The sequence below is a fragment of the Aminobacter sp. Y103A genome, from assembly GCF_030294925.1.
In the GTDB taxonomy this organism is placed as follows: Bacteria; Pseudomonadota; Alphaproteobacteria; order Rhizobiales; family Rhizobiaceae; genus Aminobacter; species Aminobacter ciceronei.
This window is the reverse complement of sequence record NZ_AP017986.1, coordinates 2087955-2108989: the sequence shown is the minus strand read 5'-3', so window position 1 is coordinate 2108989 and position 21035 is coordinate 2087955. Positions and strand designations below refer to the sequence as shown.

The following is a 21035-nucleotide window of genomic DNA, read 5'->3' as shown; positions in this document are numbered from 1 at the left end:
GGGCAAAATAATAATTGCATATGCAACTACTATCGGCTATACCGTCTCCATGTTCGACCGTTGCATCTACTTCAACACCACAGCTCTGGCGCGCCAGCTCGACCGCGTCTGGACGGCGGCCTTTCAGCCCTTCGGCCTGACGCCGCCGCAAGGCTTCATGCTGAGGGCGGTGCTGGCACGGCCGGGCCTGTTGCAGAGCGAACTGGCTGACGAGTTGAAGATCGCCCGGGCGACCGCGACACGCGGCCTCGACGGGCTGGAAGCCAGGGGCCTGATCGTCAGGACCAAATCGACTGGGGACAAACGCGAATCCCTGATCACGCCGACGGCGGAGGCGATTGCGATCAAGGACGCGCTGAACGCCGCCAGCGGCGCGGTCACCCAACGCCTGCAGGGCGTTTTCGGCGACCAGGTGTTTGCCGGTTTTGTCGAGCAGGCCAAGGCGATCGCCGCCAAGCTGGAATGAGCCAATCACGACCCATGAGCCCTTCACAATAGTTGCATAGCTAACAAAAGGAGAGAGAAAATGCCTATCCTCACCGTCAAGATCGCAGCCCAGCGCAGCGACACGCTGACCGACAAGGTGGCGGCGATGCTCGCCGAACACACCAGCACAATCCTCGGCAAGAAGCCCGAAGTGACGGCGATTGCCATCAGCTATGTCGACCCGCGCGACTGGATCATCGCCGGCCGCTCGCTCACCAGCCACGGCAAGTCGAGCTTTGCGCTGGAGATCAAAATCACCGACGAGACCAACACCAAGGACGAGAAGAAGCGTTACATCGCGGCGGTTTTCCAAGGCTTTGCCGACATCCTCGGCGACATCCACGAAGAGAGCTACATCCACGTCCATGACGTGCGCGCGGCGTCCTACGGTTATGGCGGCAAGACCCAGGAGTTCCGCTATCACCATCCTTGATGGCCCCCCTGGTCACCGCATCCGACGTGGCGCCATGCCAGGTCCTGGGGCGCGTGGCCTGTCTTGAGCCACGCAAATCCTGGGCGTGCCTGTCTTGGCCGCGCCGGGCCAAAAACCGCCTAGCGGAACTTGCGCGTGAGCAGCGACACCAGCCTGGGTGCCGCCATGATCAGCACGGCGCCGACCAGCCAGACCACGACCACCAGCGGCTTGAGCACGGCACCGACGAGCGCGAAAAATCCGCCGAGCAGGCCCGACGTCTCGGCACTGCCGACGACACCGACAACCTCCGAGCCGATGCCGGTCGCGGCCGCCGCATCCCGGCCGGTCTGCACCAGGGCGCCGGCATTTGTCGACGTCCAGGCGAGCACGCCGTCGACGAGGCTGTAGCCGCCCCAGGCCAAAAGCGTCCACACCACCAGCACGACAAGCGCTGCCGTGCTGCCGAAGCCGGGCAAACGCGAGCGCGGCGCGGTTTTTGCCGACGCCACACGCCCGTCGCGCCCGAAGGCTCCGTCGTTGCCCGAACGCTGACCCCAGTTGCCGCCGCCGCCATGGCCGCTGCCGCCGCGACTGCTGCCGCCATGACTGCTGCCACCGTGACTGGTGCCGCCATGACTGCCGCTTGAGGCCTTGTCGCCAAGCCGCTTGCCGATTTCGCCGAGGACCGAGCCAAGCAGGCCATCCCGGCCCTTGCCGCTGTATTTGTTCCTGAAATCAAACCCGCCCATCGACGCTCTCCTAAGGTTCCGCGCCGAACACGCATCGGCCGAGCCATAGATAGGCATTCCAGATGTTAGAGATAACGGGACAGAGTGCTGACAGTTTGACGCAGGCAGGGTCAGTGGATGCGCTCCAGCGGCGCACAGCTGACCCGCTCCATCTGCAATGTGGTGTGGTGCAGGTCGAATTGGTCCAGTGCTCGATCGCCCGGATATGGACGTTCCCAACCATGGATGTTCTGGTATGTATCGCACATGGGGCTTATCGAATTTCTGCAAACAAACTGGGCGGCAGTGGCAGCCGCGCCATGGGTGTTCGTTGCGTTGGTGGTATTCATAGGTGGCGGAGGTTTTGCGGCTGGGCGTTTCATATCTGGTGAACGCATCGCCACACTCAATGAGCGCATAACTAAGCGCGACGAAACCATAGCCGATCTCGAAAAGCGGCTATCGCCTACCCCTGTGCCCCACATTTCACTCGCGCCAGCGCGTCACCCGGACGGCGTTTACCAGCACGGCGAGCAAGTTGGAGTAGTCAAGAAGGCGGACCTGAGGCTTGCGGAGGGCACTGCGACGTTTGACGCTATCAGCTCAGAAGGAATGTTTAACCAAGATCAGGCGTTTGAATACCGAGAATGGCGTTTGATTGTGCTGCAAATGGCGAGTGAGACATCCGCGACCCTTAGTGGGAAGCACTTTCGAACGATCTATCAAGCCAGGTGCAAGATTCTCGGAAAACGCTAATCCTCTGGCAGTTTGACACAGCATCATCTCAACACGCTCGAAAGCAGCAGCTTCGTTGTGAAAGCAGGGCTTCGACAGGAGGATAAAATAACCAATTGATTTTGTTAAGTTTTATCCAAATTATTTGTCAAAGATATGATCTAGAACTGAGCCGCTTCGCGCCATCCCTTGTCGGCGACGGTCTGGCTTGCCAATAGAAATCCGCGTTTCCTTCTCCAACGCAGGCAGGTCAGTGAATGCGCTCCAGCGGCGCGCAGCTCACCCGCTCCATCTGCAGCGTGGTGTGGTGCAGGTCGAACTTTTCCTGCAGCCGCACCTCCACCGCCCGGCGCACCGTCTCGGCATCGCCGCCCTCCTCCAGCACCACATGCGCGGTCAGCGACGCCTTGCTCTGGGTGATCGCCCACAGATGCAGATCGTGCACCGAGGCCACGCCGGGCACGGTCGAGATCGCCAGCTCGACCTCGGCCAGCTCCATGCCAGGCGGCACGCCTTCGAGCAGGATGTTGATGCACGCCTTGAGCAGCACCCAGGTGCGCGGGAAGACCATGAAGCCGATTCCGACGGCAATCAGCGAGTCGACCCACGTCCAGCCGGTCAGCCAGATGACCACAGCACCAGCAATGACGCCGAGCGAGCCCAGCATGTCGGCCCAGACCTCGAGATAGGCGCCCTTGACGTTGAGGCTGTTGTCCTTGTGTTGCGTCAGAAGCCGCATCGAGAGGAAATTGACGGCAAGGCCGATGACGGCGACGACAAGCATGCCGAGCGAGGCGATCTCGGTCGGCTGGGACAGCCTGACATAGGCCTCATAGAGGATGTAGAAGGCGACACCGAGCAACAGCAGCGCGTTGAAGGCGGCGGCCAGGATCTCGAAACGGGCATACCCATAGGTGCGCAACAGGTCGGCGGCGCGGCGCCCGACCTTGATGGCGATCAAAGCGATCGCCAGCGCCATGGCGTCGGTCGCCATATGCATGGCATCCGAAATCAGCGCCAGACTGTTGGTGACGATGCCGCCTATGACCTCGGCGATCATGAAGCTGCCGGTCAGGCCAAAGGCGATCCACAGCCTTGAAACAGGCGTGTTTTGCATGTCGCCATGGTCGTGGTCGCCGCTCATCAAGGCCTCCGTTCGGAATCTCCTGGCACAGGCTAGCCCGATTTGGACGACGGACGAAAGCCGCAGCGCTCACGCCTATGAGAATGGCGACGCCTGGAACGTTTCCTCGAAATCACCGGTGATGGCGTCACCCTTCGCATACGTTGCACTCGTACTCGCCTCCCATGGCGTTCTCGGTTGACGCCGTATAGGAAATATTTCCCCCAGAGAGAGAGCCAAGAACGAAAGAGGAACGAATTCCTATCTGGCACAACATGGGCGAAATCGCTATATTAAGACCATGGCTGATCGGGTGTATGAACGCGACCGACTGAAGGCTCTGGTTCACTATGTGATCTGGAAGGTTGGTGCACACCCAGACTTCGGCGCCACCAAACTCAACAAGATTGCTTGGTTCTCTGACGCCCGCAGTTACGTCCTGACTGGGAAGTCAATTACTGGCGCCCCTTACACACGCCAGGAACATGGCCCAGTACCCCGGGATGTCATGATTGTTCGCGGCGAACTGGCGGCAGAAGGTATGATTTCTCAGCTTCTGTTGAAACAGAGGCACTACGAACACTGGCAGTTCAAGGCCTTGCAACATCCTGTTTCCGGCGTGTTCTCGGAGGGCGAGCTCAAGGAAATTAACTACTGGTCAACGTTCATTGTCCACGAGCATACAGCAGAAAGCGTCAGCGAACTCTCGCATGATTTCGGCTGGGAAATAGCTGCGATGGGTGAACGCCTTCCGTTCATCTCGGTCCTAGCGCAGAGAGTTCGAGAGCCAAACGCCAAAGAACTCGAATGGGCAAAATCCAAAGCGAAAGAACTGGGCCTGACATAATTGCATCTGATCGAGGGGGCGGACGCAGAGCAGGCCTATAACAGCGCGGTTGATCGATGGCCCCGCGCGGATGAAGCTTGGCAGACTGCCACCTGGGTTGCCCTACACGACCATATGATTGGTACGCCCATCAACGAGAGCGGCTCGCTACGATCGTTTACCGTTGATGGTGCCCGCTCCATAGGATTGCCCTCAGTAACTATCCTATACGAAATCTCGGGCGATACCCTGATCGTTCATAGCGCTCTATTTTCAGACGCTCCGTATGGGATCGCTGGCAGAGCCTAACGCACCATCGCCCTGGCATTCCACCCTCAAGCCCGCCCTAACCAGCGGGCTTCGAGCGGGCAATCGGCGCAACTCCGGGCCAGCGTCAAGTATGAAAACGCCGAGCATATCCAGCGAACACCTAGTGGAGCACGCGCGACGACTGGTGCGTCCACGGCCACACTACCGCGCTTTCCTGTCTGGGCTTACGCGCCCCCTCCGCTCGTTTCTTCGCCGCCGACCAGCCAGCCTCTTTATGGGTGATTGCGTCATTCCGGAAGTCGCCCCCCAGCGCGGCGACAACTAGCTTGCCGGCTCCTTCTCAAGCAGGAAATCGATCACCGCGCGCACCGCCGGCAATTGCCCACGCCGGTGCGGCGTCAGGATCGTCGTGGTGACGCGGCCGGCCGTCCAGTCCGGCAGCAGCCGCACCAGCCTGCCTTGCGCCACTGCATTGGCAGAAATCAGTTCGGGCAGGCAGACGATGCCGAGGCCGGCTTCCGCCGCCATCAGCAGAGGCACCGATTCATCGGCATGGAAACGCTGCCGCGGCGCCACCTCGACGATGCGGCCCTGCCCGTTGCGCAGCCGCCAGCTCCTTGACGTCATCGAGCTCATCAGCCCGTCATGGCTGGCAAGCGCCTCCGGTGTCTCCGGCGCGCCGTGTTCTGTGAGATAGGACGGTGCCGCCAGCACCGTGATCGCATCCTCGCTCATCCGCCTCTGCACAAGATCGGAATCGGGCAGCGGCGCGAAGTGACTGCGCAGCGCGATGTCGAAACCGTCCTGCACCAGGTCAACGAAACGGTCGGTGACATGCAGCTGGACCAGCAGCCTGGGGTGGCGGCGCGCCAGCAGCGGCAGCCGATGCGCCAGCCGGAACTGCGCGTTGGGCACCGAGGTGGTGATGCGCACTGTGCCGGCCGGCTCGGCCAGCCTCTTCAACACCACCGTCTCCACCGCCTCGGCCTCGATGACGGCGGCACGGGCATGGTCATAACAGTCGCGGCCGACGTCGGTCAGCGTGAAATTGCGCGAGCTGCGGTGGATCAGCACCGCGCCGAGCGACACTTCCAGTGCCGCCACCCGTTTGCTGACGGTCGATTTGGGGCAGCCGAGGCGCCGGGCGGCGGCGGCAAAACCGCCGTGATCGACGGCAGCAGTGAAGAACTGGAGATCGTTGAGGTTCAGCATCAAAGTCTATGAATGTGGACGTTTTGTTTCAGATTGCCCGACTACAGCATCAAAGTCCACGGGGATACATCAGGGTTCTCAACAATGGAGACCTGACATGACAACCCTACCGATCTTCACCTCCGGCTTCCCGCTCGGCTCGTCGGCCGGCCTCGTTACCGCCTTCGAATGGCTCGGCCAGCCCTACCGGCTGACCCGCGTCGACATGCTGGGCGAGATGCGCACCGAGGCCTACAAGCGCTTCAACGGCCGCGTGGAAACGCCGGTTCTGGTCACCGATGACGGCCGCGTTTTGACCGAAACCATGGCGATCGCCTTGTGGCTCGAAGCCCGCGACACCGAGCGCCGCATCAGCTTCGAACCTGATACGCCGGATGCCGACAGGATGCACCAATATATCGCCTTCCTGAACACCGCCTTCACCGGCGCCTTCGGCCCGCTCTGGGTGGCGCTCGAAGCCGACGACGCCAGCGAAGCGGAGCGCGAGACCTTGCGCAAGTTCGGCCGCAGCTTCGTCGCCACCCGCCACGCCCAGCTCGAGGCGATGATCGGCGACAGCGCCTATCTGCTCGGCAACAAGCCGACGCTGGCTGATGCGGTGTTTGCAGGCGTGGCACGCTGGGTCGAGTTCCATGAGGCCGTCGACCCGGCCGACTACCCGCGCATCCTCGCTTTGCGCAACCGCATCGAAGCCGACCCGGCCTTCCGCTTCGCGGTGGCGATCGAAGACGGTGACGTCACGGCCACCGGAAGTGGCGCGATGAAGGGCCTGGTGCCCCTCGCTGACGTGCTGCGCGACACGGCTGCCGCGCTGGCCGCCTGAGCGGTCAGGGAGAAAGGGCTGCGCGCCATCCGGCGCGCAGCCCGTTTTGGTGCAGGTGGAAAGACGACGTTCGATATGGTCAAGTCCTGACATGAGTCGATCTCGAACGGGCAAAGAACCACTGTTTCGCCGCGTCAACACGCGCACGCACAATGTCCGCCACGACTTTGGTGGCGATTATCGATCGTCACGGCAACGCAAAACGAACTTGGGCAAAACGAACTCGGGCCAAGACAGCCTGGGCGATGAGAGCCAGGGCGACGAGAGCCTGAGCATTGCAAACTTGGAGAGCCGAGGCTCCATGCATGCGGGAAAGCGGCGTGGGCGGGACTACACGCCGCTGTTCCGGTTCCTGCTGTCACGCGTCGGCAGGGACTGGACTGACGTGCACAGCGAAGCCGTGTCACGGCTCGATGACGAGGCGCCGATCTTCTGGCTCGTCGCCCGCACCGAAGCGGAGCAGCGCGCCAAGGTGTTGGTGGGCCAGAACTCCTATTACAGCGGCCTCTATGTCGACGAAAACAACCGCCTAACGATCGTCGATCCCTCACTGTCCGTCGAGCAGATGGAGCCGTCATGTTCCTGCTGCACCCACACATTCAACGGCCAACCCTTCACGCGTCCACATAGCGGCCGTTAGCCGGGAAGGCAGCGAACCAGAGCGCCGCCCGGAGCACGCGCAGACACCTCGTTTGGAAGCGATGCCTTGATGAATGAAGCAACCCTCGAACTCGATACGCTGCTTCGCCGCTTCGTCGATGGCGACGACACCAGCCTGGCGGCAGCGAACCGACTTGAGCTGCTGCTTTCGGACCTGTTTCCTGGTGACGAGATGGTCAACGACCGCGTCGGCGATCTCGCGCAATATACCGACCCGGCGGCGGCGAATTTCTAATTGATGCAGAAGAGATGCACGCCCGCCTCGGCCGCCTCCGCAGCTATCTCGCGCTGAAGAGACAGTGATCGCGCGGGGTGCAGCTCCGATTTCTGGGCTTACGCCTAGGACGCGAGCCTTCAGATGAGGGTGCGGAGTGGGTTGTTGCCGCAGGGCTAGACGCTGTTGATGTCTGCTACGCGCCCTCAATTCGGTCGCTCGGGGCTCCTGCACCAACGACCTAGAAGCTGCCTTTCGGCTCGGGATTTAGATCTGGTTGTCGAATGCGCTGTAAAGGCACTGCTGCTACTCCGCCATGTCGGGCAATCAACTCACCATGCCAACGGACGACCTCGAGTGACTCGAACGACACCGAAATGATGCTTCGCCGTAATCGAGTGTCTTCATGACACGCTCGACGCTTGGTTGTCTCGGACCGGAGCAGCACGAGCCGCTACAGCCCCGAAACTCGGTCAAGACCGCCGTCCGACCGAGGTGAAGCCAGAGGGACACAGTCCACTTCACAGTCTGGACGCTGCCGGTTCAGCGCCAGTCCTGTTCTTTTGGCGGGAACATCGGCGCAACCTCGTCAATTGTTGGGCCGCACCCTGGCCGCCGATTTGTCGGCAAAGGCCGCAAGACGGGCGCGGGCGTCAGGCTGGGTGTTCACCACGCCCGCCACCACCGCCTCGGCATAGGCTGCATCCAGCGCCGACATGTTCTGCATGTGGCTGACGGCCGAGCAGATGGCAAAGTTCGACAGGGGCAGGTTCTGAGCCGCCTTGCGAGCCAGTTCCATCGCCCTTTCAAGGCTGGAGCCTTCGGTGATGTATTGCGCAAGCCCCAGATCGACTGCCTCCTGCCCCTGATAGACACGGCCCGTCAGCATCATGTCGATCACTCGCGACTTGCCGATCAGGTCGGTGACGCGGATCGTGGCGCCGCCGCCCGTGAAAAGTCCGCGTTGGCCCTCGGGCAGCGCGAAATATGTCGTCTGGTCCATCACCCGAATGTGGGCCGCGCTAGCTAGTTCCAGACCGCCGCCGACAACGGCCCCCTTCAGTGCGGCGATGACGGGGACACCGCCGTACTCCATCTTGTTGAACGCCTCATGCCAACGCATGCAAAGATGCATGAATTCGGCCGGGCTGCGGTCGGCCTGATGATGCTCGACCAGATCCAGCCCGGCGCAGAAATGATCCCCGTTAGCGGCGAGCACAATCGCGCGGATCCCGGCGCGCGGCGCGGTCGAGAAGAACTCGACAAGCTCTTCGATCATGTGCGAATCCAGCGCGTTTCGCTTGGCGGGACGGTTCAGGGTGACAACCCAGACGCCATCCTCATGCGCCGTAATGGCCAGGTTCGCGAAGCGGGTGCAGTCGATCTCAAGGGTCATTCTACGGTCCTGTTCAAAAGGGCAAAGGGGATCAGAAGGCGGCATCCAAAAGGCTAGCCGCACCCTGGATGACGCGGGCGCGCTGGAGGCCAGTCTCGGGCAGGATGTGATTGGCGTAGAACCGCGCGGTGGCGGTCTTGGCGATCATGAAATCACGGTCGCCCGCGAATGCTTCGCCCGCAAGGACCGAGCGCGCCATCTGCCAGCCTGCAACCAGATTTCCGGCGAGCATGAGATAAGGCAGGGCACCGCCATATGCTTCGTTTGGAGAGGCGGCGAGAAGGTAGGCGACGGTGGCTTCGAAGTCTTGCCGCGCTGCTCCGAGCCGTGCGGCGATATCCTGCGCGGCCGGTGAGCCGCCGCTGAGCGCCGCTTCCGTCTCTGCGATCATCTCGGTGATGCGGGTTGCCGTAGCACCGCCGTCGCGCAGGGTCTTGCGCCCCAGAAGGTCATTGGCCTGAATGGCAGTGGTGCCTTCGTAGATCGGCAGGATGCGGGCGTCGCGGTAGTGCTGGGCGGCTCCGGTTTCCTCGATAAAGCCCATGCCGCCGTGAATCTGTACCCCCAGAGAGGTGACCAGCACGGCCATTTCGGTGCAGAACCCCTTGACCAGCGGCACGAGGAATTCCGCCATCGCCGCGTCGCCACGGTCCTGCCAACCCGCAGCAAGGACCGCCAACGCACGGCAAGCTTCGGTTGTGGCGCGCATCTGCGAAAGCATCCGGCGCACATCGGGATGCTGGATAATGGCGACCGCACCGGCAGCGCTGCCGTCGACCGGGCGGCCCTGGAGACGGGATTTCGCGTATGCCAGTGCCTGTTGGCTCGCGCGTTCCGAGATCGCAACTCCCTGGATGCCGACCGCAAAGCGGGCGGCGTTCATCATCGTGAACATGTACTCCAGCCCAGCGTTTTCGGAGCCGATCAGAAACCCGGTCGCGCCTTCGTAGTTCAGGACGCAGGTCGGGCTGGCCCGGACGCCCAGCTTGTGCTCGATACTCTGGCAGGTCACGCGATTGCGGCTGCCGTCGGGAAGGACCTTCGGCACCAGGAACAGGCTGATTCCTTTGACGCCCCGCGGGGCATCGGGCGTGCGGGCAAGGACGAGATGGATGACGTTCTCGGCCAGATCATGTTCGCCATAGGTGATGAAGATCTTGGTACCGGTGATCCGATAGATGCCGTCGCCTTGCGCCTCGGCGCGCGTTCGCAGCAGTGCCAGATCGCTACCGGCCTGCGGTTCGGTGAGGTTCATGGTGCCGGTCCAGCGCCCCGCAACCAGATTCGGCAGGTAGACGGCCTTCATCTGATCCGAACCGAAATGGCGCAAGGCTTCGATAGCGCCATCGGTCAGGAGAGGGCAGAGCGCAAAGCTCATGTTCGCGGCATTCAGAATTTCGCCCGCCGCAGCGCCCACAGTCCGGGGTAGGCCCTGGCCGCCGTACTCCATGGGATGCGGCAGACCTTGCCAGCCCATTTCAACGAACTTGGTATAGGCTGCGCGAAAGCCTCCGGGCGTGGTCACCCGACCAGCGTCACAGCGCGACCCTTCGCGATCGCCGGGGAGGTTTAGCGGTGCGATTTCCTCCGCGCAAAAGCGGCCGAACTCCTCAAGCACGACGGCAGCCGTGTCCAGATCGATTTCGCCCGGCGCGGCAAGGGCGATGTTGAAAAGCAGGTCCTTTACGGGAGCTTCCCAGGTCATGATCTTGGCCCCAGGTCGCGGGCGGCCGCGCGCAAAACGAACTTCTGGATCTTGCCCGTGGCGGTCTTCGGCAGTGCGCCAAAAACCACCGTCTTCGGGGCTTTGAAGTGAGCGATGCGGTCGCGGCAAAAGGCAATGAGCTCAACCTCGGTCGGGGTCGCCCCGTCGCGAAGTTCGACGAAAGCGCATGGGCTTTCGCCCCATTTCAGGTCCGGGCGGGCCACGACGGCCGCCGCAAGCACGGCCGGGTGGCGATAGAGAACGGCCTCGACCTCGACGGAGGAGATATTCTCACCGCCGGAGATGATGACATCCTTCAGCCGATCGCGGATTTGCACGTAGCCGTCGGGATGGACCACGGCAGCATCGCCCGACCAGAACCAGCCGCCGGCGAAGGCTTCGACCGTGGCGGCGGGGTTCTTGTAGTATCCCTTCATCACAGTGTTGCCCCGGATGGCGATTTCGCCCTGGGTCAGGCCGTCGCGCGGCACATCGGTTCCGCTCGCGCGGTCCACCACGCGGATATCCTCGACCATGGGAAACGCCACGCCCTGCTGCGCCTGCTTCTCGGCTCTGGCAGAGGCGGGCAGCCTATCCCATTCGTCCTGCCACAGGCACTGCGAGATATGGCCGTATGTTTCGGTCAGGCCGTAGACCTGCATGACGTCGAGGCCGAGGGCCGAGGCCCTTTCCAGGATGGCGGGCGGCGGCGGGGCGCCCGCGGTCAGCACCCTGATCTTCGGATCGAAGGGGCGTGCATCGGGACTGTCGCAGAGCATCTGCAGCACGATCGGCGCCGCGCCCATATGGGTGACACGATGCGCTGCCATGGCAGCCAGCAATTTCGCCGGGGCGATGTCGCGCGTGAAGATCATATGGCCGCCGACGATCGCCATGGCCCAGGGATGGTTCCAGCCATTGCAATGGAACATGGGCACGACCGACAGGTAAGTCGGGTGCGGCGGCAGGGCCCAGCCCGCGACCGTTCCCATCGCCATCAGATAGGCGCCACGATGGTGATAGATCACCCCCTTCGGCCGTCCCGAGGTGCCCGAAGTATAGTTCAGTGCCAATGCCTGCCATTCATCTTGCGGCAGCGCCCAGTCCATCGGAGGATGGGCGGTCAGATCGTCAAAGGTGGTCTGGCCAAAGCCGGCATGGCCCGGAAGGTCCGTGATATCGACCACCGGAAGGTCCCTGCCATTGATCTCAAACGCATGACGCAAAAGGGGAGCAAGCGCGGTATCGGCGATCACCAGCCTGGCGTCCGAATGGTCGATGATATAGGCGACCGTTTCGGGCTCCAGCCGCGTGTTGATAGTGTTCAATACGGCGCCGAGCAGCGGAACGGCGTAGTGCAACTCGAACAACTCGGGGATGTTGGGCGACAGAACCGCCACCGTATCCCCCGCCCTGACCCCCAATGCCGCCAACCCTGCGGCGGCCGACCGACAACGCGCAGCGGTCTCACGCCAGGTGCGGCGAATGTCGCCATAGGTCACGGCATGGATGTTCGCGTAGACCGTTTCGGCCCGCTTCAGGAAGGACAGGGGCGACAGTGCCACGTGGTTGGCGGCGTCCCTCGTCGGAGCGTCAAAATGCTGGTGCATGTCGAGCCTCAGAGGAAGGGAAGATCGACCAGCTTGGCGGCAACCGGCCCATGATCGCGCAGAACCAGCACCGTTTCGCCCGTGGGAACGCTTGCATCGATCAGCGCATAGCCGATGTTGGCTCTCATGCGCGGCGACCAGACGCAGTTCGTCATCATCCCCACGCGCTGGCCGTCTCGGGTGATCTGCTCGCGGCGGAATCCGAGCGGCGCGGGCGCCTCGCCTTCCAACACCAGGCCTAGCTGGTGTCGCCTTACCCCTTCGGCCTTAATCCGGCGCAGGGCCTGAATTCCCACCACGTCGTCGGGCACGTCAACGTCCACATATTTGCCCAGACGCACTTCGAACGGGTTCGTCGCCTCGTCCGTGTCCCCGCCGACCGATATGAGACCGCTTTCGGTACGTTCCGCAGTGGCTGGCGCACCGGGCCCGATACCCCAGGGGCGGCCTGCGTCCTTGAAGATGTTCCACAACTCGGTGCCGCGTTTGCCATCCTTCAGGTAGATCTCGAAGCCGCCTTGCTTCGACCAGCCCGAGCGCTGCACCGCAACGGGGATGCCCTTGATCTCGGTTTCGCGGAACCAGAAGTATCTCAGGCCCCGTATCCAGTCGCCCAGCACATGGGCCACGACATCCTCGGCCTTGGGGCCCTGCAGGGCCATCGGCGAGACGTCGGGTTCGCTGACCTCCACATTCAGGCCGCGCTCGGCGGCGATGGCCCCGGCCCAGAGCCAGATGTCGCTGTCGGCGATCGAGAACCAGTAGAGGTCGTCGGCCAGCTTCAACAGGATCGGGTCATTGATGATCGTGCCCCGGTGATTGCACAGCGGCACATATTTTCCCTGTCCCACCTGGCAGGTCGAAAGATTGCGCGGCGACAGGATCTGCGCCAGCCGCCCGGCGTCCGGGCCCTTCAGCTGCACCTGGCGCTCAACCCCCACATCCCATTGCGAGACCCCGTTGATCAGACGCCAATATTCCGCCTCCGGGTCGCCATAGGAGGTCGGCATGATCATGCGGTTGTAGATGCTGGCAGCGGTCATGCCTTCGGCAACCGCGCTGGCGTAAAAGGGCGATGGGCGCAGGCGCGCCGATGGAAACACATTGAACATGAAACCTCCCTGGATGCTCCCAGAGACGCCTCTGGCGCGCATTGGTCAAACGACGTATTCGGGGGCAATGCCTATACAAATAGTTATATCTGCGTTTTGAGGCTGTGATGAATCTGGATCTCCCTCCCCTGACCTGGCTCCGCGCCTTCGAGGCCTCGGCCCGGACGCTGAGCTTCACACAGGCGGCTGCCGAATTGCATCTCACTCAAGCTGCCGTCTCAAAACACGTGAAGGCGCTGGAGCAATATGTGCGGCGGCCCTTGTTCATCCGCCGACCGCGCGGGTTGGAGCTGACCAAGTCCGGCGCCGCCTATCTGCCCAAGATCCAGGATGCAATGGAGCGTCTAGCCATCGGCACGCGAGAGGTCTTTGGCCAGCGCCGTAGCAGCGTCCTGACCCTACGCTGCGCGGTTTCCTTCGCCGTCAACTGGCTTGCCCCACGCCTGCCCGACTATCTGAATCGATATCCGGGCAAGACCATCCGCCTTTTATCCAGCGTCTGGAAAGATGCCTTCGACACCGAAGATTTCGACCTCGACATCCAATATGGCAACGGGCGGTGGCCGGGGTTCAATAGCCATCGCCTGACATGGGAGACGATTACCCCACTCTGCGCCCCTTCAAGCCTATTGCGAGAGACCGACGATCTGCGCAACCACAGGCTCCTGCATGTGCTCGGCTACCATGAGGGCTGGGGCATCTGGCTGAAGGCAGCCGGAGCTCCTGAGATCGACGCCGGCAGCGGCCTCCATCTGGACACGTCGCTGACGGCATTTGAACTGGCGGCGCACGGCGGAGGTATCGCGCTTGGGCGCAAATCGCTGGCCGAACATGCTTTGGCTTCAGGACGGCTTATCACGCCGTTTGCCCTCGCCCTGCCGATTGATGAGGCTTTTTACCTGGTTGAGCCCGCAGGCAATAGCACGCATCCAGACGCCGGCTTGTTTACAGACTGGCTTCTGTCTGTTGCGCAAGCATCTAGAAACGCGCGCAATCGCGCCACCTGATCGCACCCGCGCCGCCGCTCTCTGAGACGCTTCATGCCAAGAGTGACCCTCACGGGCCAACGCCGGCTAGGCCGTGGTGGTCATCGGCCCGCCACTCGGCGCGAAGCAACTGGACGGTATCATCCGATATGAACTGGCTACGTCCATTGGAAATTGCCTACGCCATTTACTATGGAGATAGTGACCTTGGCGCGATCTGATTTCCATGGCTTTCATGCGCACCTCAATCGCCTCCGCGGCCTTCTTGCGGGGTGAGGATGAGTCAGGCGATTTCCGGTCAAGAGCCGACTTCTTGCTTTCGAAACTGCGGTCCGAAGGCGCTGTCATCGGCATTGCCGGAAAACCGGTGCAGGTCCGCAATCCAGAGGCCCGCGACCTGCAAACCCGCGACGGACCGTTCATGTCGTCGGCCTTGCCGATTGCGGGCTTCGCCATCATCGAGGCCGCCGATCTGGCCGCAGCAATCGAAAAGGTTTCGCAGGTGCCCTGCGCGGTGGCGCATGGCGCCTTTGAAGTCTGGCCATGACGACGCCGCGCTTGATCTTGTCGAACAGGCGGGCATGCAGCACGACCTCGCCGCGCATGTTGCCGATCTCGACCCGGTCGCCTGTGGTGATCCCGGGGGCTGCCGCGTCCTCGGAATGCATCAAAAGGTCAGGCCGCCCCTCCTTGTCGCGCGACACCGGCGGCTCGGTGAAGGTCGATTCCATGTGTCGCGATAAAACAGGTTGCATAATGCAATCAGATTTGTGACGCTCCGAAGCACCTCAGCATACCGACTTGGATCGTCTGCGGGCCGCCTGTTGTGCCGCAGCCCCCCAGAAGGAGACGACATCATGCCCAAATTCCTCACCATCGGATATGGCGACCAGGCCGGATATGACCAGACCTCACAACCCGTCCGCGACGCCGCCCACGCGCAGGATGCAAGGCTGCGCGCGGAGGGCGCATTGATCGGAATCGCCGGTGCGCCCGTGCAGGTGCGCAATCCCGAAGCGGCGGGTCCGGAGACGCGGGATGGCCCATTCATGTCGTCGGCCTTGCCGGTTGCCGGCTTCGCCATCATCGAGGCTGCGGATATGGCGGAAGCGGTCAAGAAGATCTCAGGCGTTCCCTGTGCCGTTGCGCATGGCGTCGTCGAAGTGTGGCCGCTGGAGTAGGCAAACCGGCTCCAAGAGCCGACGCAGAGCAAATGCGCGCCGCCTCGACAGCCTGCGCAGCTATCTCACGCTGCCGAGATAGTGAAGATGACAGGTATGGGGTGGTTTTCTGCCCGGCTGCTTTTGGCGAGCAAATGATGTAAGCGGACGCTGGATCAGCCCGGCACGGAAATCGGCAATCATGCCTGGCGGTGAGGATCTGCGGTAACCTTGCTTCTTAATTATCGTGATCGTAGCGCACATTTTTCGTATGTATGTATAAGTCGCCGGAGCTGAAATTCGTGATGTTGTGAGATGCCTCCGAGCCCACACGCGTTCTCCTTGAATCAAATCGATCTGAATCTGCTTCGTACGTTCGACGCATTGATGCAGGAGCGCAGCGTCACAAAGGCGGCGGAACTGCTTGGTCGGACGCAGTCGGCCACAAGCCATTCACTTTCCAGGTTGCGGCATATCTTCAAGGACGAATTGTTTTCTCGCGATTCAGGGGTGATGGAGCCGACGCCTCGGGCGAAAGAACTGGCTGCGGTTCTTACTCGCGCGCTGGCTGACATTCGTCAGGTCGTCGAAAGGCATCTGAATTTCGAGCCGGCAAGCACATTCAGAAACTTCAGGATCGGCCTCTCGGATTCCTCGGCCGTTACGATCCTTCCGAGCCTCATCCAGAACTTCTCGGCTCAGGCGCCAAATGCCACACTCAACGTCTTGCACACCAGAGAGGCTGAAGTCCTCGACTTGTTGAAATCCAAGCAAATCGAATGCGCGGTGCTCGGCAACTTTTCGCTCAAGAGTGACCAGATTACAGTCGTGCAACTGTCGACGCACAAGATGGTCTGTGCCGGCTGGAAAGGGAATGGCCTGCTGGATGATTTCACCCAAGAGCGCTACCTGTCTTCGCCTCATCTTCAGATCTCTGCAGACGGCAAGGCGGATGGCGTTGCCGATATCGTTCTGAGAGGCCTTGGCCTCAAGCGGAAGGTTGTCGCCACCATTCCGCACTATCTCGTGGCGCCTTGGATCATCAAGGACACGCCTCTCATAACGGTTTTTGGCGACAACTTCATTTTCGCGGTCTCCGAAGAAACCGAGACCAAGATCGTTCCGGCCCCGTTCCCTCTCCCGGACGTTCGGGTCTCCATGATTTACGAACGTGGTTTGGAGGCCGATGCGGGACATGCCTGGCTGCGAAGCCTGATCATCGCCACGACAGAGGTTCAGCGGGCATTGAAAGAAGCGGCGTATGGACGCCTGAACATCTCCGGCGGCCGTCAATCTCAACAATAGGCGTGCGCCAGGCGTTGGCCCCTGATGGGCTGTTTCACGACGGCACTATGCATGGCATGCATAGTCTTATGTCACATTATCAATTTCACCGATCATGCAGGCGACTGCTATCCGTAGGCCACGGTTCAAACAGGGAGGAACCAATGAAGCGTAGCCTTAAAACGAGTGGCGTGGTTCTTGCGCTCTCGGCATTTTCGACCATCAGCAGCTTTGCTGCCGACATTCCCGTAACGGATGCCGTCAAGACCAGTGGCAAGCTCACAATCGCCAGTTCGCTCGCCTACGCCCCCTTCGAGTTCACTGACGCCTCCGGAAAGCCGGCTGGCCTGGACATCGAGATGGCTCAGGCCGCTGCCGACCTGATGGGGGTGAAGCTGGAAGTCGTCACAATTCCCTTCGCCTCGCAGATTCCGGCTCTCGCATCGGGGCGCGCAACGATGGCCTGGACCACCTTCACGGTGCTGCCTGAGCGTTTGAAGCAGGTGGACTTCATCTCCTTCATGGAAACCGGCTCCGTGGCAACGGTGAAGCCGGAGGACAAGGACAAATTCACAAAGAAGCTTGACCTTTGCGGGCACGCTGTCGCGGTTCAGACCGGCACTTCCGGCGATATCGCTGCCGACCGGATCTCGGCCGATTGCAAGGCCTCCAACCTGCCGGAGATCAACAAGCAGATCTATCCGGAGCCAAAGGACAGCATCGCTGCGGTGCTTTCAGGTCGCGCCGAGGCCTGGTTGGATGACTCGACGGCCACAGGCTATTTTGAGAAAACGAGCAAGGGGCAGCTCGTCGTTACCGGCGACAGCTACTATCCGTCACCGCTTGGGATCGCGGTCCCGAAGGGAGACAAGGCTACGGCAGCCATGGTGGATGCCGTCCTCAAGGAATTGATGGCGAACGGCACCTACAAAAAGCTGCTCGACAGTTACAACATGGGCAAGTCGTCCCTGGATGCGCCGGTCATCTATACCGACGTCTCTCAACTGAACCACTAACCGCCATATCTCATCCGAGATCGACTGAACGCCCGGTGGCCTCGACCGCCGGGCGGGGAGAGCTGTGCGACACCCATGAAAAACGATCAAAACTCTGCGGCAATTGCCAAGCTTAAAGTGGTTCCGCTGCCCCACCCGTTCCGCCTCGCGGCGATCATTCTTGTGCTGTCGCTTCTCGCGCTGGCAGTTCGCAGCGCGGCAATGAACCCCAAGCTGCAATGGCCCATCGCCGGAAGCTATCTCTTCAATCCGCTGATCATGAATGGTCTCCTGGTGACCCTCATCGTGACCGCTCTGGTGATGGTGATCGCCGTTGTCCTGGGCACGATTGCGGCACTTATGATCTTGTCGCCGAGCCGGCTGCTTTCAACGCCGGCAAAAGTGTTCGTCTGGTTCTTCCGGGGAACGCCGGCGCTGGTCCAGCTCATACTCTGGTACAATCTGGCGCTGATCGTTCCGCGCTTCGAGCTTTGGCTGCCTGGTCTTGGCACCGTTTTTTCCATTTCGACCAACGACGTCATGACGCCTCTGGTCGCGGCCGTCGTCGGCCTTTCGCTCCACGAATCCGGCTACATGGCGGAAATCATCCGCAACGGCCTGCAGTCGGTCAACCAAGGCCAGCGGGAAGCGGCTCTGTGCCTCGGGATGAAGCCGAGCCTGTTGATGCGCCGCATCATCATCCCCCAAGCCATGCGAGTAATCATCCCTCCATCCGGCAACGAGACGATCAACCTGCTCAAGACCACTTCGCTGGTCAGCGTCGTTGCGGTGGGTGACCTGCTTTATTCGGCGCAATCCATCTACGCCCGTACGTTCGAGACCATACCGCTGTTGCTGGTTGTAACCTTTTGGTACCTCGTTGTGGTGGCGATCATGTCGATCGGCCAGTTTTACCTGGAACGCTATTTCTCTCGGGACAATGTCACCCGGCAAGGCAAGGGCATGCTGAAAGCAACATTCGGCAATGCCTTCTCCGTTCGCAGGAGGGTCACACAATGACTGTTTCAAGGACACATCACGGCCGCTTTGGTATCGACCAGAATGTCATGGTCTATGCCGAAGGCGTCCGAAAATCCTTCGGTTCCCTCGAAGTGCTTAAAGACGTCAGCCTGAGCGTCCCGACAGGCAGCGTCGCCTGCATCATCGGGCCTTCGGGTTCGGGCAAGAGCACGTTCTTGCGATGCATCAACCATCTGGAGAAGATCGATGGCGGCCTGCTCCTCGTGGATGGGGACTTCATAGGGTACGAGCTCAGGCAAGACCGGCTCCATGAACTGCCAGACAGCGCAATCTGCCGCCGTCGTGCCGAGGTCGGCATGGTGTTCCAGCAGTTCAACCTTTTCGGCCATCTGACCGTCCTGCAGAACGTCATCGAGGCACCAGTCCATGTCCGGGGTGAATCGGTCAAATCTGCCACGGAGCGGGCGGTCCATCTGCTTGGCAAGGTTGGTCTGGCCGAGAAGTGTGACGCTTATCCACGACAGCTCTCTGGTGGGCAGCAACAACGCGTGGCGATAGCTCGGGCGCTTGCCATGCGGCCCAAGGTCATTCTCTTCGACGAGCCGACTTCGGCGCTCGATCCCGAACTCGTTGGCGAGGTTCTTGCCGTCATGAAGGATTTGGCGCGGGACGGCATGACCATGGTGGTGGTTACCCACGAAATCGGCTTCGCGTCAGAAGTCGCCGACCAACTCGTTTTCATGGACGGTGGCGTGGTTGTCGAGCGTGGCGTTCCAAAGGAAATGATTGCAAATCCGCAATCACAACGCCTCCGCGAGTTCCTGGCGCGCGTCAAGTAGTCCGCTTCCATAAGCAACCAGATATCGACCCCGTGAAACCACGGGGCAAGGAGACCCCATGTCCGCAAAAGCTGCTCGGTCTGCATCCGAGCAATCGCTCCATGACTTCAGCAAGGCGATAGATCGGTCAGCTCTCAGCACCCTCAAGTGGGAGATGGAAATCGACCGACTGGGCGACAAAGACCTTTTCTCGTTTGGAACCGCCGATCTGGATTTCCGGTCGCCACCGGCCGTCGTCGAAGCGCTGCATCGTGCGGTCGAAGCCGGCCATTTTGGTTATCCTCTGAGACGACCCAGCTACTACGACGCGGTCACGGGCTATCTGAGCAGACGTTTTGGATGGCAGGTGGAGAAGACGTGGATCGACGCGTGTGTCGCGATTTATCCATCGATGCACTCGATTATCATGGAACTGACCCAGGCCGGCGACGAGATCATCTACCAGCCACCCGTCCACCACGTTTTTGCGGAGATCGTGAAGGCCAACGACCGCGTGCCCGTCGCCAATCAGCTGATCAATCGCGGCGGCACATACGAGATGGATTTTGCCGGGCTTGAGGCCTGCATTACTGACCGAACGAAGTTGTTGTTGCTCTGCAGCCCGCATAATCCGGTTGGTCGGGTCTGGACTCGCGACGAGCTGAAGGAGCTGGCACGCATATGCTCCGAACGCGGAGTCATCGTGGTTTCCGACGAGGTCTACAGCGGGATGCTGTATGAGGGAACGGAATTCACACCCTTTGCAGCGGTTTCAGAACGGGCTGCGATGAATTCCTATTGCCTGTTCTCACCAAGCAAGCCCTTCAATCTCACCGGACTGAAGCACTCCATCGTTGTCACCCCGAACCCGGTCCTGCGGGATGCCTTCCGGCGCGGCCTGCTGCGCGCCAATCTACAGTATGGTGGCAGCGCACTTGGATACGCCGCTGCCGAAGTGGCGTTCCGAGATTGTGACGATTGGAGCCACGCGCTGATGCACCATATTGCCGGCAATCACGCATACGTCACGGATTTGATCCGGTCATTCCTGCCCGAGGTCACGGTTCCGGTCGCCGAAGCAGCATACTTCGCCTGGCTGGATCTCTCCAGGCTCAACACGCCGAGGACCGTCTATGAGCCGCTGATTGAAAGGCAGGCGAAGCTCGTCGTGACCTACGGCGAGCCGATGGGGCCTGGTGGAGAGAACCACATCCGCATCAACCTCGGCACTTCGAGAACGATCCTGGAGGCGGGCATGCGACGGCTGCTCTCCGTACTCGTTCCACTTACCGGACGTTCCTTTGATGAAAGCGCTTGCTGATGGCAAGCACGGCAGAGACGCGTCTCGCAGCCCTCACTGGGCATTGAGTTGCCGGACCTCCGACCGCAGTGGCGACGGCGCATCCCGCCGCCATTGCCACCTTGCTGTTCGATTCGCCGCCGGAGAGGTTGTGGACGAGGAGCCTGTGTTGTTGCACGGGCGATATGACCAACGA

General features: G+C 61.3%; 22 protein-coding genes and 1 pseudogene. 15 read left to right on the top strand and 8 right to left on the bottom strand.

Translation table 11 applies throughout. From position 1 onward, the window contains the following. Positions 1-49: 49 nt before the first annotated feature. Both Amn_RS10200 and Amn_RS10195 read left to right on the top strand, forming a co-directional pair. Entirely contained in the window at positions 50-466 is a 417-nt protein-coding gene (locus tag Amn_RS10200) for a MarR family winged helix-turn-helix transcriptional regulator (protein WP_286296756.1), read from the top strand. A gap of 60 nt (positions 467-526) precedes the next feature. Further along, positions 527-919: a tautomerase family protein gene (locus tag Amn_RS10195; RefSeq protein ID WP_286296752.1), complete on the top strand. Its 393-nt coding sequence runs from the start codon at positions 527-529 to the stop codon at positions 917-919. A 119-nt stretch (positions 920-1038) separates the two neighbouring features. On the opposite strand, the gene Amn_RS10190 is transcribed toward Amn_RS10195, so the two are convergent. After that, positions 1039-1650 (bottom strand): hypothetical protein, encoded by a 612-nt coding sequence (locus Amn_RS10190; protein WP_286296748.1) that lies wholly within the window; start codon positions 1648-1650, stop codon positions 1039-1041. Positions 1651-1896: 246 nt separating this feature from the next. On the opposite strand from Amn_RS10190, the gene Amn_RS10185 reads away from it, so the two are divergent. Beyond that, the gene (locus Amn_RS10185; protein ID WP_286296746.1) at positions 1897-2385 is read left to right on the top strand and encodes a hypothetical protein; all 489 of its coding nucleotides are present in this window, start codon (positions 1897-1899) and stop codon (positions 2383-2385) included. A gap of 229 nt (positions 2386-2614) precedes the next feature. Here Amn_RS10185 and Amn_RS10180 read toward each other — a convergent pair whose 3' ends face one another. Beyond that, complete coding sequence (locus tag Amn_RS10180) at positions 2615-3508, bottom strand: cation diffusion facilitator family transporter (RefSeq protein WP_286296743.1); 894 nt, start codon at positions 3506-3508, stop codon at positions 2615-2617. A 292-nt stretch (positions 3509-3800) separates the two neighbouring features. Here Amn_RS10180 and Amn_RS10175 point away from each other — a divergent pair, with 292 nt between their 5' ends. Continuing rightward, positions 3801-4334 (top strand): Panacea domain-containing protein, encoded by a 534-nt coding sequence (locus tag Amn_RS10175; RefSeq protein WP_286296741.1) that lies wholly within the window; start codon positions 3801-3803, stop codon positions 4332-4334. 570 nt (positions 4335-4904) lie between these two features. Here Amn_RS10175 and Amn_RS10170 read toward each other — a convergent pair. Then, a complete protein-coding gene (locus tag Amn_RS10170; protein WP_286296738.1) occupies positions 4905-5795 on the bottom strand; it encodes a LysR substrate-binding domain-containing protein in 891 nt (296 codons plus the stop codon). Positions 5796-5892: 97 nt separating this feature from the next. On the opposite strand from Amn_RS10170, the gene Amn_RS10165 reads away from it, so the two are divergent. From Amn_RS10165 to Amn_RS10155, 3 genes are all read left to right on the top strand, one after another. Continuing rightward, on the top strand, positions 5893-6618 hold the full coding sequence (locus tag Amn_RS10165) for a glutathione S-transferase family protein (RefSeq protein ID WP_286296736.1): 726 nt from the start codon (positions 5893-5895) through the stop codon (positions 6616-6618). Positions 6619-6919: 301 nt separating this feature from the next. Next, on the top strand, positions 6920-7258 hold the full coding sequence (locus Amn_RS10160; RefSeq protein WP_286296734.1) for a hypothetical protein: 339 nt from the start codon (positions 6920-6922) through the stop codon (positions 7256-7258). 69 nt (positions 7259-7327) lie between these two features. After that, positions 7328-7513, top strand: a complete 186-nt coding sequence (locus Amn_RS10155) for a hypothetical protein (protein WP_286296731.1) — start codon at positions 7328-7330, stop codon at positions 7511-7513. 568 nt (positions 7514-8081) lie between these two features. On the opposite strand, the gene Amn_RS10150 is transcribed toward Amn_RS10155, so the two are convergent. From Amn_RS10150 to Amn_RS10135, 4 genes are read right to left on the bottom strand one after another with little or no spacing between them, the layout of a single operon-like run. Next, entirely contained in the window at positions 8082-8888 is an 807-nt protein-coding gene (locus tag Amn_RS10150) for a crotonase/enoyl-CoA hydratase family protein (RefSeq protein WP_286296729.1), read from the bottom strand. A gap of 31 nt (positions 8889-8919) precedes the next feature. After that, positions 8920-10593: an acyl-CoA dehydrogenase family protein gene (locus Amn_RS10145; RefSeq protein WP_286296725.1), complete on the bottom strand. Its 1674-nt coding sequence runs from the start codon at positions 10591-10593 to the stop codon at positions 8920-8922. Further along, positions 10590-12203, bottom strand: a complete 1614-nt coding sequence (locus Amn_RS10140; RefSeq protein ID WP_286296723.1) for an AMP-binding protein — start codon at positions 12201-12203, stop codon at positions 10590-10592. Before Amn_RS10140 ends, Amn_RS10145 begins: the two co-directional genes overlap by 4 nt. Positions 12204-12211: 8 nt before the next feature. Next, positions 12212-13315, bottom strand: coding sequence for a glycine cleavage T C-terminal barrel domain-containing protein (locus tag Amn_RS10135; protein WP_286296721.1), 1104 nt, complete (start codon positions 13313-13315; stop codon positions 12212-12214). Positions 13316-13422: 107 nt separating this feature from the next. Here Amn_RS10135 and Amn_RS10130 point away from each other — a divergent pair, with 107 nt between their 5' ends. Both Amn_RS10130 and Amn_RS10125 read left to right on the top strand, forming a co-directional pair. Further along, a complete protein-coding gene (locus Amn_RS10130) occupies positions 13423-14322 on the top strand; it encodes a LysR substrate-binding domain-containing protein (RefSeq protein WP_154385124.1) in 900 nt (299 codons plus the stop codon). Positions 14323-14527: 205 nt separating this feature from the next. Beyond that, positions 14528-14848: a YciI family protein gene (locus Amn_RS10125; RefSeq protein ID WP_353622425.1), complete on the top strand. Its 321-nt coding sequence runs from the start codon at positions 14528-14530 to the stop codon at positions 14846-14848. Here Amn_RS10125 and Amn_RS10120 read toward each other — a convergent pair. Then, positions 14841-15029: pseudogene (locus Amn_RS10120) on the bottom strand (molybdopterin dinucleotide binding domain-containing protein); the annotation flags it as partial. The gene Amn_RS10125 and the pseudogene Amn_RS10120 sit on opposite strands and share 8 nt — an antisense overlap. 129 nt (positions 15030-15158) lie before the next feature. On the opposite strand from Amn_RS10120, the gene Amn_RS10115 reads away from it, so the two are divergent. The 6 genes from Amn_RS10115 (at position 15159) to Amn_RS10090 (ending at position 20860) form a co-directional block, all read left to right on the top strand. Then, positions 15159-15482, top strand: coding sequence for a YciI family protein (locus tag Amn_RS10115; protein WP_286296720.1), 324 nt, complete (start codon positions 15159-15161; stop codon positions 15480-15482). A gap of 321 nt (positions 15483-15803) precedes the next feature. Next, positions 15804-16766, top strand: a complete 963-nt coding sequence (locus Amn_RS10110) for a LysR family transcriptional regulator (protein ID WP_246340759.1) — start codon at positions 15804-15806, stop codon at positions 16764-16766. 143 nt (positions 16767-16909) lie between these two features. Further along, a complete protein-coding gene (locus tag Amn_RS10105; protein WP_286296715.1) occupies positions 16910-17761 on the top strand; it encodes an ABC transporter substrate-binding protein in 852 nt (283 codons plus the stop codon). A 75-nt stretch (positions 17762-17836) separates the two neighbouring features. Further along, entirely contained in the window at positions 17837-18760 is a 924-nt protein-coding gene (locus tag Amn_RS10100) for an amino acid ABC transporter permease (RefSeq protein ID WP_286296713.1), read from the top strand. A 47-nt stretch (positions 18761-18807) separates the two neighbouring features. Further along, on the top strand, positions 18808-19560 hold the full coding sequence (locus Amn_RS10095; RefSeq protein WP_154385201.1) for an amino acid ABC transporter ATP-binding protein: 753 nt from the start codon (positions 18808-18810) through the stop codon (positions 19558-19560). A 58-nt stretch (positions 19561-19618) separates the two neighbouring features. Further along, positions 19619-20860 carry a MalY/PatB family protein gene (locus Amn_RS10090; protein WP_286296709.1) on the top strand — a complete coding sequence of 414 codons (1242 nt, stop codon included), beginning with the start codon at positions 19619-19621 and terminating at the stop codon, positions 20858-20860. Positions 20861-21035 lie beyond the last annotated feature (175 nt).